Consider the following 11,537-nt stretch of genomic DNA (forward strand, 5'->3'; position numbering starts at 1 on the left):
CGTCTATCGCGCCGCTCGCGGCCGCGATCCGGGCGCCGACGAGTTCCTGGCGCTCTGCGCCTGGATCGGCGAGGAGCCGTCGCTGTTTCTCAAAAAGGAGGCCAGGCATGGTCAGGCTCGCTGCCTATGATTATCGCGAGCTGGGCAAGCTGTTGCGGGCGAGGCTCGAGGAAGATGGTCGCGGCTGGCGCGTTTGCGCCGCCGACATCGGGGTAAGCGCTTCCGACCTTTCGCGCATCTGCAACGGCCAGAGCGTCTCGGCGCCCAAGGTCATCGCCGTCTGCGACTGGCTGAGGCTTTCCTTCCGAGCCTTCTACCTGCCGCCGCCGCGCGATGCCGGCGCGATGTTTCACGGGACGAGCACTGAAACAGGGAGCACCTGCGATGCTGGATAGACCTGCAAAAGCGATCTTCGGAACGCCCGGCAGCATCGACGCGGCGACGCTCTTCAAGCTGCCTTTACCGATGCAGGCCGAGGGCGTGCGGCTGCTGTTCGAAATGGGCCAGAGCATCGAGCAGGTGCGGGCGCGGCTGGGGCTATCCGCGCGGCTGTTGCGGGCGCTTGCCGCGGAGGAAGGCACGTTCTCGCGTGGCGGCGAGGGGATCGGAAAAGAGTAACAGGAGCCGCTGTTTTGAGCATGCAGTCTGGTGGCTTCGTCATTGAACAGTTCGTCGAGGCGGCCCGCGACGTCTCGATCGACGACGCCGCCAAACGGCTCGGCCTGAAATTCACCGGCCGCCGGCACGAGCACCCGCAGCCATGCCCGCATTGCGGAGGCACGGACACCTTTGCGTTCAACACCGTCAAGAACAAATGGAACTGCCGGGCTGGCGGTGCTGGCGGAAATGACGGCATCGGCATGGTGGCGCATTGCGAAGGCCTCGACCTGCATCGACGCCAAGCGCTGCTGGAGGCGTGCTCTATTGTGCTCGACCGACCAGTTCCTAGCGAGGCGGGCCAGGAACACGCCGCCGAGGCCATCGCTCGCCACAGGCGACTTGAAGAGCGCCGGCGGCTGAATGAAGCGCAGTTGGCTGAACGCGCCGGGCGGCAGATCGACTATCGCAAACGGGAGCGGCAAAAGGCCAGGTCTATCTACGAGGCCGCTGCACGCGTCGGCCGGTTCGGGCGGCTGGTCGTCGACTATCTCGAGGCACGCGGCTGCGGCCGCATTGGCGCCTCGCAATGGCTGCGCTGCGCTTCGGAGCTGGCCTACTGGCACGGCAGCGATCAGCGCGGTCGGCCGAGTAAGCTCCATTCTGGGCCGGCGATGGTCGCGCCCTTCATCAATGCCGACCTGGATGCCATTGGCTGCCACATCACCTGGTTCGACCTGGCGCGGCCGCCGAAGTTCCGGCCGCTGCTCACCGATCCAGCGACGGGCGAGGCCCTGCCGACCAAGAAAATGCGCGGCTCCAAGAAGGGCGGGTTGATCCCGCTTTTCGGAGATCCTTCCGCGGCACGCTGGGTCGGCGGGGAAGGGATCGAGAACGGCGCGGCCTTTGCCTGCTGGGAGAGCTGGCGCGAGGACACCTTCTATTTCGCCGCCGGCGACCTCGGCAATCTAGCCGGCCCGGCTGATCCCGCCTCGCGCTTTGCCCATCCCACGCTGAAGAAGCCGGATGCGAAAGGCGCATTGCGACCGCTGATGATTGCCGGGCCTATGCCCCGACCTGGTCAGGACCCCGAGGACGCCATGTGGGTGGGCGAACAGGTCACCGAGCTCGTGCTGCTCGCCGATGGCGACTCCGAGCGCGTTGTGACCGCGGCGGCGATGGCGCGCGCCCGTGCCCGGCATGCGCGGCCGGGCAGGGCGATCCCGATCGTCTGGCCGCGGCCTGGCTGCGATTTCGCCTCCATGGCTGCCGAGGCCGCGAAGAGGGTGGCATGAGCAGCAAGAACCCCGCCATGCCGGATCAGGTGGCCGCCGTCCTCGAGGAAGCCCAGCGCCAGGCCGCCGCCTATGGGATAGAGCCCCGATCCCCTTTGTTTGGCGCGAGTGAAACGTGGCGGCAGCTTCCCGAACAGCCCGACGAGCAGTCGGTGCTGAGCGACTGCGCCTTGGAGCCCGAGACGGATATCGGGAACGGCCGGCGTTTCCTGATCCGCTACGGCTCGCGCGTCCTGCATGTGGCGCGCGTCGGCTGGCATGGTTTCGACGGCACGCGCTGGAAAGAGGACGAGGACGGGTCCGTGGTGCGGCCGCTGGCCCAGAGGACCGCCGAATTGATCTCGGCCGAGGCGGCGCTGCTGAGCGCGACCGAAGATGAAGAGAGGGCCCTGGAGGCCGGCCGGAACGCCCGCCTGGAGCGCAAACGCCTTGGCGCGCCGAAGAAGGACTGGGACGCCGAGAAGCTCGGCCGGCTGATGGAACTGGAAGACATCATCGACGCCGCCAATGAGGCGCAGAAGAGCGCCAATGCGAGGAAATCGTCGCGGCATCGTCACGCCAAAAGCTCGGCCGGTTCCTCGAAGCTGGACAACATGATGAAAGAAGCGCTGCCGCATGTTGCCAGGATGGTGGGCGACCTTAACAAGGATGTCTACGCCTTCAACTGCCGCTCCGGCACGCTGCGTTTCGTGCGGATGGAGCACGAGGAGTCGGATCCGCAGGACCCTGTCTATGAGTGGCAGCCGCGCCTCGACCTCCACAATCCCGTTGATCTGATCTCGAAGAGTGGTGAAGCCGAGTATCGGCCCGGTGCCGCGGCGCCGGTGTTCGACGCTTTTCTGAAAGAGGTGCAGCCCGACCCGGAGATCAGGGGCTTCCTGCAGCGTTTTGCAGGCTATTGCCTTCTCGGCCTCACAGTCGAGCAATGCCTGGTGTTCTTCTACGGCGCAGGCTCGAACGGCAAGTCGACCTTCGTCGACCTGCTCTGCTCGATCTTCGGCGACTTCGCCGTGACGCTGTCGATCGACAGTTTCGCCGGCGATACCAGGCGAGGGGGCAATGAGGCGACGCCGGATCTCGCGCGCCTGCCTGGGGCGCGGCTGGTCGCGGCATCGGAACCCGAAATGGGCGTGAAGCTCAAGGACGCGCTGATCAAGACGCTGACCGGCGGCGAGAAGATCGCGGTGCGGCGGCTGCACCAGGATTTCTTCGAAGTGCTGCCGCAGTTCAAGATCCTGCTTTCAGGCAACCACAAGCCGCGCATCGATGACACTTCCGACGGCATCTGGCGCCGCGTCTATCTCGTACCTTGGGAAGTCCAGATCTCGAAGGACAGGATCGATCGGGACCTGCCCAAGAAGCTGCGCGCCGAAGCCGACGGCGTCTTCGCCTGGCTGGTGCGGGGAACGCTCGACTACCTGAACTATGGGTTGCGACCACCGGAAAGCGTGCTTGCCGCGACCCGCGAATACCGGGAAGAGAGCGATCCGATCGGCGCCTTCCTGCGCAACGCCTGCATCGTGACTGGCAAGGAGGATGACGAGACTTCGCCCGGTGACCTGCACCTCGGCTATGCCAACTGGGCAGCCCGCGAGGGTGCGGCGGAGTTCAAGTCGTCGACCTTCTCGCGCAAGCTTCCCGATTACACGCGGCTGACATGGCGATCGCCTGACGGCGCGATGAAGCGCTTCTGGAAGGCGAAAAGCGGCACGACGATTTACCGGGGCATCAGGGTCAAGGACGAGTTCGTGCGGCCGCCCGGCCGCGATCCAGGCCCTTCGCCGGAGGCATACGGCTTTGAGGGCTGACCCTTTCCCCACTTTGGCGCCAAGGCCGCGAGGGACGGTAGATTGCGAGTTGGGGAAGGGAGCCGGACTGAAAGGGTTTGGGAAAGCAGCAGGTTAGGAAGCAAGGGACGCTGGGGTCGATTTCTCTCGGTTCATCCGTGCGCGGATGAGATCAAACGAAGGACAAAGAGGCATAGCGGGTGTTTCATGTATGGCGCGGATTTCATCGTCCCTTTCGACCCTCCCGTCCCGACATCCCGGCTAGCCTGCTGCTTTTGTTCGCTTTGTTGGCTTTTCGATTTGGGACGAAGAGCAGCGAGTTGGGTCGATAAGAGAAAAATTGGGACGAAGGAGTGAAAGCACATGAAGACGGTGAACATAGAAGAGCTGTTGACCTGGGCCTTCGTCCATGAGCTGCCGAAGGGGGGTGGCGTGGAAGGTCTGGAAAATCCGCATTCGGCCTGGCGCATGTTGCAGGCTTCTTCCTGGGGCAAGATCACCAGCTTTGGCGAGCTTGGCGCGCTGATCGATGGAGGCCGCAAGGACTACGACAATTTCTGGATCGAGCAGGGCGAGCCGCACGAGGATGCGGTGACCGTTGGCCGGGCGGTCGCGGCGCTGGCCGCTTGCGAGGTCGTCATCCCGCAGGGCTGGAATGCCTTGGCGAATTGGCCGGATACGCACGGTTTGGCCGAACTGTACGTTGCGCGCGCAGTTGAGCGCTATCGCGCCCGTTCGCACGAGCAACGCGGCGAAGGCATTGTCAGCCTGGTCGTCGGAACCGCGATCCTCGGGCGGGAGCCTGACTGGGGCGCGGACCCTGCCAGGGTTCGGCTGGCCGAGCGCGGCGGCAAGCCGGCCTGGTTCGTCATGAAGCGCGTTACGGACAATAACGGCCAGACCTACGACATCGAGGTGCATGGCTATGACGAGCGCCTCAAGCGGCCGGCGAAGGGCGCTTACCGAAAGTACGAGTTCTCGACCGATCCGAGCGGCGACATCATGGGACGGCTCGACTACCAGATCTGGGTCGCGGCGCTGCGCTGGCTCGAGGCCGAGCTCGGGCCGCAGCTGATCGCGCATCGGCTAGTGTCCTCTGATCGCACGATGACGCCATGGCTCGAGGAGGACAGACCTGGGGTTTGGTTGGCACACAACGATGCGGATCAACGCGCGAAAAAAACCGCCTCCGTCCGTTGACGCGCGGCAGAAACTTGACATAGACCTGATCACGGTAAGAAAGAACTCGCCCCGGCGCTCCTCGCGACCGGGGTTTTTCATTTTGGGAGTACGAGCGTGAACGGCCTGCTGACGATCAGGTGGGCCGATCTGTCTGGTCTCAAGCGGCTGGACAATGCGCTGGGCCGCTTGAGCGAGATGCAGCGCAGCTTGCTGCTTGCGCGAGCCGTAAATCATGTCGGCGATCGGTTGCGCACCAAGCTGACGCGGACGCTCGCGAACCAGACGGGCCTGCCGTACCGGACGATCCGCAGGGCGATCAAGGTCGAGCGGGCCAACTATGGCGAGCTCGCCTATGCCATGCGCACGCAGGGCGGTGACGTCTCGCTCAAATACTTCAAGCCGCGCGAGACGCGGGCTGGCGTGACCGCTTCGCCCTTCGGCGCGCGGCGGCTGTATGCCGGTGATTTCGCCAAGGCAGGTCGGTTTCCAAATCGCGTCACCGCCAAGGGCTTGGGCGGCCACGTCTACGCGCCGGATCGCTCGTCGACCAGGTGGGGCAGGCCGGTTTCGCTCGTGGATTCAGGCGTCATCATCCCGGCCGAGATGGTCAAGGGCGACACGGCTCAAGAGTTTACAGCCTTCGCCAACCGCGAGCTGCCGCCGAGGGTCATGCACGAGATCAGCTTCATGCTCCCTGGCTTCTTCGACTAACTGGGCAAGACAGCCGTGCCGCCACCCAAGGTATAGGGACCGTACCGCGCCCCTCGACCTCAAACGGGCAGACCCGCCCCTGGATTTCCGCCAGTCGCACCATCGAAAAAGTTGGGTTGTCAGGGTTGTCAGCGGCTCGAAGGAAGTTGTCTGGATGCCGTCTGAAGAAACCGTGATGGCGACGCCCGCCGAGATCGCGGCGCGCGATGGCGTCACGAAGCAGGCCGTCACCAAACTGGTGCGGCGACTGGTCGAGGAGCATGACCTTCCGGTCGAGCGCGACGCTCGCGACCGGATCATGCGGTTTTCGCTGGCGCACTACGATCACTACCGCGGCGAGTTCGCTAGCTCCGAGAAGATTGCGGCCGCTCGCAAGGACGCGCCGTCGGCTCCGTCGGCCAACTCCAGCACGTCGCGCGACGAAGCGCTTCGGCAAGAAGCTTGGCTCAAAGTCGGACGCGAGAAGCTGCGTCGGCAGGAGCATATCGGCCAGCTGGTCCGCGCCGACCGGATGCGTGAAGCCCTGACCGTCTGCGGCCGTGAGATCCAGTCGAGCATCGCCCGTCTGCAGAACAAGGCCGACGACATGGCTTTGGCAGTTTCGCGAGAAGGCGCCCATGGGCTGCGCGTGCTGTTGCGCAGCATCGCTTTCGAGTTGAACACCGAGATTGCCGATCGGCTCGGCGCCATCGTCGAGAAAGCCGCGGAGCATGACGAGGTGCTCGAGGACGAGGAGTTGTGAGCGTCCATTTCGGGCTCGGCCATCCCGGCGCGCTGCGCCTTGCCGGCATGGCGCTTGCGGAGGCGATCAGGCCTCGCCCGCCGGCGCGCTTTCGCGAGTGGCTGCCCGACAACATCGTGCTTGTCGACGGGCCTAAGAAGGGGGAACTCTGGGCGCTCGAAGACGCGCCATATCTAGGTGAGATCGCCGACTGCCTGTCGCTCGAGCATCCCTGCAATCTGGTGACGGTGCGCAAATCGCAACAGACGGGCGTCTCGATCCTCGCCCTTGCCTGGTCGCTCTACATCGCCGACACGGCGCCGGACAACACCATCTACGGCCTGCCGTCGATCGACTTCCTGCAGGACATGAACAGCCAGAAGCTGCAGCCGCTTATCGAGGCCTGGCAGGCGAAGACTGGCAAGCAGGTGATCTTCCCGGCCGTGAGCCGGTCCGGCTCGGGCTCGACCATTTACGAGAAGCGTTTCGCCGGCGGATCGCTGATGCTCGCCAACGCCAACGTGGCGACCGATCTCTCGGGCAAGACGACGCGCTACGGCGTCAAGGACGAGGTCTCCAAGTGGCAGACCCATGTCAGCGGCGACGATCCGGAAACGCTCTTTTTCGGTCGCTTCACCGCCTTCCGGCGCACGAAGGCCTTCAAGATCTTCGAGCTGTCGACGCCGGAGATCGACACCGGCGACGACCTGGGCGACCTGCCCGGGCATTGCCGGATCGACCGTTCCTTCAAGCGCTCCGACCAGCGTTTCTGGAACATTGCCTGCGTTGAATGTGGCGGAGAGTTCGTCCAGGCCCACGAGGGGTTCCATCTCGATCGACTGCATCCGCACAAGAGCTTCTATGTCTGCCCGCATTGCGGGCACATCATCACCGAAACCGAGCGGGTCATCGGCGTCCGCAATGGACGCTACATCGCCACCCTGACCGGTCCTGACCGGCACCCCGGCTTCCACGTCGATGCCTTCATCTCGCTGATGATGAGCTACGAAGCGATCGCCGAGGACATACTCAACCACTCCAAGGCCGGCGGTCTCGGCGACAAGGGGATTTTCAATCTGGTGTACGGCCTTCCCGCAAAGGTGAAGGGCAACGCGCCGGAATACGAGCGGCTGATGGAGCGCCGCGAACCCTTCGCGGAAATGAAGATCCCTGCCGATGGGCTCATTCTCGTCGCCGGCGCCGACGTGCAGCACAATGGCATCTGGACCCTCGTCGTTGCCTTTGGCGAGGACCGGCAATGCTGGGTGCTGGGCGTCCGCTTCTTCGAGGGTGCGACGGACAACGCCGGCGAAGGCGCCTGGACGAAGCTCGGTGAGTTCTTCGCCAAGCCGCTCCACGACGCTTTCGGTAGCTGGCGGCGGATCGAGGCACTGGCCGTGGACGGCGGCGACGGCGGCCGCACCAATCAGGTCCTGGAATGGTGCCGGCGGCGCCCCAATGCCTATGCTGTCAAGGGCGTCGGCGGACGCGGTGTGCCGGCAATCAGCGTCCCGGCCAAGAAGTCGGTCACCAAGCGCGGCAAGCGCAAGCGTTTCGGCAGCGCGATGCTATGGCCGGTCGGCACATGGGGCCTCAAGTCGGAACTGTTCGCCAATCTGCACAAGCCCGGCCTGCGTTCCGGCGAGCCGGCCGATCCGCCGGGCTACGTGCATTTCGGCGACTTCCTGCCGAAGGAATATTTCCTGCAGCTCACGGCGGAGGCCTTCGTCGCCGAGGTCGTGCGCGGCAAGTTCCATGAGGAATGGAAACGCCTGCGGCCGGACAATCACTGCCTCGACGCGCAGGTTTACGCCATGGCGATGGCGGAAATGCTCGGGCTGTCGACCAACAGGGCCGACGACTGGGCGGCCCTGCGCGAGCGGCTGAGACCGGCTTCGAAGCCGGACCTGCTTCACGGCCTGCGCCATGCCCCGAAGCCTGAGACCACGGACCCGACGGAATCGACGACGGACGAGGTCTCGCAAGCCCGTCGCGAGAAATGGAAAAGGCGCGCATGAAGTTGCTGGAGCGGATATTCGGCAGGGAAGGCGCGTCCGCTCCTCGTCCGTCCGCAAATGCCGGGTATCTGCGCGACAGCCGTTCGCGGATCCTGTCAACGCGCGGCACCGCGCTGCGCGATCATCGCGACGAGGTTCGCACCGCGTGGCGCCGCGCGGCCGGCCTTGCCATGGACATCATCCAGAATTCCGGCCGTCTGAGAGGCGCGGTCGACCAGGTCATCGCCGACACCGTCGGAGTCGAGCTCATCCTCAATCCGATGCCGGACCTAGCAAAGCTTGGTTATGACAGGAAGGAGACGGACGATTTCATCAAGCTGTTGAAGGCCGAGTGGAAACGTTGGGCGTGGAACGCGCGCGAATGCGACCTCAAGGGCAAATTCATCGTGCCGCAAAAGGTGGACATCGCTCTGCGCCATGACGTCGTCTTTGGCGAGGCGCTGATGCTGATGGACTATATGTCCGCCGGCGACCGCCGCCGTTATGGCATTACGTCGGGCACCAAGATGTGCCTGACGACGCCTACCGCTTTGGTGCAGGACACCAGTGAGTTCGAGGGGCTGTATCAGGGCGTTATCCACGATCCGAACGGCCGTCCTGTCGCCTACCGTCTCGCCGAGAAAGAAACCGGCATCGTCGTCAAGCGCGACCATCGGGCCTATGACGCGCAAGGGCGCCAGATGGTCGCTCATGTGTTCGACCCGGTGGACGGCAACGACGTGCGTGGCATTTCTCGGCTCGTCGCGGCCTTTCGCGAATACCTGCAATGGGAGACGCTGGTCGACGTGACGATCCAGACCGGCATCCTGCAGACCGTCTTTGCCCAGGTGCTGACCAGCGAAAAGCCGTCGGCGGAGGCCTTCGAGGCTCTTGAAGCGCTCGGCGAAAGTCAGGACGGCAAGGAACTACGCGCCCAGTTCCGCGACTATTTCCTTGCCGTCATGGACAAGGCGGCCGAAAGCGAGATCTCGGTCGGCAGCGATCCGAAAATCTCGCATCTGGCGCCCGGAGAGAAACTCGACCTGATGTCGACGGGCATTCCGGGGCCGCAATTCCTGCCCGTGTCCAACGAGCTGCAGCGCGGCATGGCGCGCGCGATCGGCATCAGCGTTGCCAGCTACACGATGAACTATGAGGGCGCGACCTATTCCTCGACCAGAATGGAAGGGGCGTCCCTGCACCCGGTTGTCACCCGCCGCCGCGATCGCATCGCTTCGCCGATTTGCCAGATCGGCTTCGAGCATCTGGTGGACGAGCTGATCGGCACCGGCCGGCTGCCGTTCAAGGGTGGCTACGAGGCTTTCTCCGCAAACCGGGACAGGGTGCTTTGGGCAATGTGGCAAGGCCCGGCCAAGGCCACTGCCGACGACCAGAAGAGCGCCAAGGCGGCGAGCGAACGGTTGCTCAACGGGACGTCGACGCTTGACATGGAATGCGCGGAGATCGGCGCCGACGCGGAGGAGGTCTTCGAGCGCCGGCTCTACTGGCACAAGCGCTATGTCGAGGCGGGCATGCCGTCGCCGTTCGGTCAGGGGCCGGGCGACGCGAAGGACGACGTCATCCAGGACGAGAAGGCATCGAAGAAAAAGGAAGATGCCTGATGCCGACCCTCGTCACCATCAACGGCGTTGCCGTCGACCAGGATGACCCCTGCGCGCTCTATCAGGCGCTCTATGCGGTCAAGCTGCGCGCGCTCGCCGGCGAGCATGTCGAGGAACTTTCCATCCAGTCCCCGGTGACCCGGGAGCAGCTTCGTTTTTCCGGCGCCGACATCAAGGCGCTCGACGCCGAACTGATGCGCCTCGCGGCTGCCTGCTCGGCAAAGAACGGAAAGCGTTTGCGCTACGCCAAGACCATGCGGTTCATCCGCTAGGAGCCTCCATGACATCGCTGATCCATATCGCCGACCGGGTGCTGAACCGGCCGCTGCTGATCACGCGTGACAAGGCCGAGGTGGTGCTTTCCGTCCTTGCCGGCAGGCTCGGCGTCAATGCGCCCCAGAGTTCGCGATTCGAGGGGGGATCGGTCGTCGAGGACGAGAACGGCGCCCGCCGCGCCGTGCCTTATCGCGTCACCGGCGACGGGGTTGGCATCATCACGGTCACCGGCTCCCTGGTCAACCGCGGCGCCTGGGTCGGTGCCAGCTCCGGTCTGACCTCCTACGAAGGGATCGGCTTCCAGCTGAAGTCGGCAGCGGCCGACCCTGCTGTGAAGTCCGTCATCCTCGACATGCATTCGCCAGGCGGCGAAGCCGTGGGCGCCTTCGAAACGGCAGCCCTCGTGCGCGATCTTGCCGCAAGGAAGCGAACCGTCGCGGTCGTCAACGGCATGGCGGCTTCGGCCATGTACGCCATCGCGTCGGGCGCCAACGAGATCGTCACCACGGAAACCGGCATAGCGGGCTCGATCGGCGTCGTTCTTCTGCACGCCGACTTCAGCCGGCAGCTGGACCGCGACGGCATCACGCCGACCCTCATCCATGCCGGCGCCCACAAGGTCGACGCCAACCCTTTCGAGCCGCTTTCCGACGCCGTCCGCGAGGACCTGCAGGCCGAAGTCGACGCCTTCTACGGCGCCTTCCTCGGCACGGTGGCCAAAGGGCGGGGCTCCAGGCTCACCGCAGCCGCCGCGCGCAAGACGGAAGCACGCACTTTCATTGGCAAGGCTGCGGTCGACGCCGGCATCGCCGACCGGGTCGGTTCGTTCGAAAGCGTACTTGCCGAACTTTCCCGCGCCTCCACGCCGAACGGCGGGCGCTCAACCCCGCAGAAAGGGAGCACATCCATGAGCGAGAACCCCGGCGCGCCCGCAGCCATTGGAGTTGCCGGCATTCCGAAAGCCGATCACAACGCGGCCGTCGCGGCTGCCGAGACCAAAGGCCATGCCACCGGCGTGGCGCATGAGAACAAGCGCCTGACGACCGCCCTTGGCGCCGAGGGCGTCAAGGGAGATGGCGGTCGCATGGCGGCGGCGCTCGACCTGGCGACCAAGTCGCCTGCCATGACGGGTGAAGATGTCGCCGCGTTCGTCGTCGCCAACGTCGCGGCGGTCAAGCCGGCCGGCGCGGACGCCGAGGTCTATGAGAAATCGCGCCTTGCCGCGGCCGGCCTCGCGCAGCCCGGCGCTGGAAAGTCCGCGGCGGCATCGCAGGAAGCGGCCAACCGGATCCTGGCCAATTACCGCGCCTCGACGGGGGCACCGGCCAGGCAGGGCTGATGCCTCGCAC

At 65.0% G+C, this 11,537-nt stretch carries 11 protein-coding genes; all 11 read left to right on the plus strand.

Features of this window, described 5'->3' with window-relative positions; translation table 11 throughout:
• Nucleotides 1-107: 107 nt before the first annotated feature.
• Complete coding sequence (locus tag EOA60_RS05345) at nt 108-395, plus strand: hypothetical protein (RefSeq protein ID WP_127335577.1); 288 nt, start codon at nt 108-110, stop codon at nt 393-395.
• Complete coding sequence (locus tag EOA60_RS05350; RefSeq protein ID WP_127335578.1) at nt 385-618, plus strand: hypothetical protein; 234 nt, start codon at nt 385-387, stop codon at nt 616-618. The genes EOA60_RS05345 and EOA60_RS05350 overlap by 11 nt, the downstream gene beginning before the upstream one ends.
• A gap of 20 nt (nt 619-638) precedes the next feature.
• Complete coding sequence (locus EOA60_RS05355) at nt 639-1,892, plus strand: P4 alpha zinc-binding domain-containing protein (protein ID WP_128311121.1); 1,254 nt, start codon at nt 639-641, stop codon at nt 1,890-1,892.
• A complete protein-coding gene (locus EOA60_RS05360) occupies nt 1,889-3,700 on the plus strand; it encodes a phage/plasmid primase, P4 family (protein WP_127335110.1) in 1,812 nt (603 codons plus the stop codon). The genes EOA60_RS05355 and EOA60_RS05360 overlap by 4 nt, the downstream gene beginning before the upstream one ends.
• 342 nt (nt 3,701-4,042) lie before the next feature.
• Nucleotides 4,043-4,879: a hypothetical protein gene (locus EOA60_RS05365; protein ID WP_127215564.1), complete on the plus strand. Its 837-nt coding sequence runs from the start codon at nt 4,043-4,045 to the stop codon at nt 4,877-4,879.
• A 96-nt stretch (nt 4,880-4,975) separates the two neighbouring features.
• A complete protein-coding gene (locus EOA60_RS05370) occupies nt 4,976-5,572 on the plus strand; it encodes a phage tail protein (RefSeq protein ID WP_127215565.1) in 597 nt (198 codons plus the stop codon).
• 154 nt (nt 5,573-5,726) lie between these two features.
• Nucleotides 5,727-6,314 carry a hypothetical protein gene (locus tag EOA60_RS05375; RefSeq protein WP_127335109.1) on the plus strand — a complete coding sequence of 196 codons (588 nt, stop codon included), beginning with the start codon at nt 5,727-5,729 and terminating at the stop codon, nt 6,312-6,314.
• Complete coding sequence (locus EOA60_RS05380) at nt 6,311-8,311, plus strand: terminase gpA endonuclease subunit (RefSeq protein ID WP_245479178.1); 2,001 nt, start codon at nt 6,311-6,313, stop codon at nt 8,309-8,311. Before EOA60_RS05375 ends, EOA60_RS05380 begins: the two co-directional genes overlap by 4 nt.
• Complete coding sequence (locus tag EOA60_RS05385; RefSeq protein WP_206522092.1) at nt 8,308-9,912, plus strand: phage portal protein; 1,605 nt, start codon at nt 8,308-8,310, stop codon at nt 9,910-9,912. The genes EOA60_RS05380 and EOA60_RS05385 overlap by 4 nt, the downstream gene beginning before the upstream one ends.
• Complete coding sequence (locus tag EOA60_RS05390) at nt 9,912-10,184, plus strand: hypothetical protein (RefSeq protein WP_127335107.1); 273 nt, start codon at nt 9,912-9,914, stop codon at nt 10,182-10,184. The genes EOA60_RS05385 and EOA60_RS05390 overlap by 1 nt, the downstream gene beginning before the upstream one ends.
• An 8-nt stretch (nt 10,185-10,192) precedes the next feature.
• Nucleotides 10,193-11,527, plus strand: coding sequence for a S49 family peptidase (locus EOA60_RS05395; RefSeq protein WP_127335106.1), 1,335 nt, complete (start codon nt 10,193-10,195; stop codon nt 11,525-11,527).
• The last annotated feature ends 10 nt before the right edge of the window (nt 11,528-11,537 follow it).

The organism is Mesorhizobium sp. M1A.F.Ca.IN.020.06.1.1, from assembly GCF_004023265.1.
Lineage (GTDB): Bacteria > Pseudomonadota > Alphaproteobacteria > Rhizobiales > Rhizobiaceae > Mesorhizobium.

Bases quoted from the DNA above. Each gene is read 5' to 3' on its own strand.
- EOA60_RS05350 (WP_127335578.1), top strand. From the start codon at position 385: ATGCTGGATAGACCTGCAAAAGCGATCTTCGGAACGCCCGGCAGCATC.
- EOA60_RS05345 (WP_127335577.1), top strand. From the start codon at position 108: ATGGTCAGGCTCGCTGCCTATGATTATCGCGAGCTGGGCAAGCTGTTG.
- EOA60_RS05355 (WP_128311121.1), top strand. From the start codon at position 639: ATGCAGTCTGGTGGCTTCGTCATTGAACAGTTCGTCGAGGCGGCCCGC.
- EOA60_RS05385 (WP_206522092.1), top strand. From the start codon at position 8,308: ATGAAGTTGCTGGAGCGGATATTCGGCAGGGAAGGCGCGTCCGCTCCT.
- EOA60_RS05390 (WP_127335107.1), top strand. From the start codon at position 9,912: ATGCCGACCCTCGTCACCATCAACGGCGTTGCCGTCGACCAGGATGAC.
- EOA60_RS05365 (WP_127215564.1), top strand. From the start codon at position 4,043: ATGAAGACGGTGAACATAGAAGAGCTGTTGACCTGGGCCTTCGTCCAT.
- EOA60_RS05375 (WP_127335109.1), top strand. From the start codon at position 5,727: ATGCCGTCTGAAGAAACCGTGATGGCGACGCCCGCCGAGATCGCGGCG.
- EOA60_RS05395 (WP_127335106.1), top strand. From the start codon at position 10,193: ATGACATCGCTGATCCATATCGCCGACCGGGTGCTGAACCGGCCGCTG.
- EOA60_RS05360 (WP_127335110.1), top strand. From the start codon at position 1,889: ATGAGCAGCAAGAACCCCGCCATGCCGGATCAGGTGGCCGCCGTCCTC.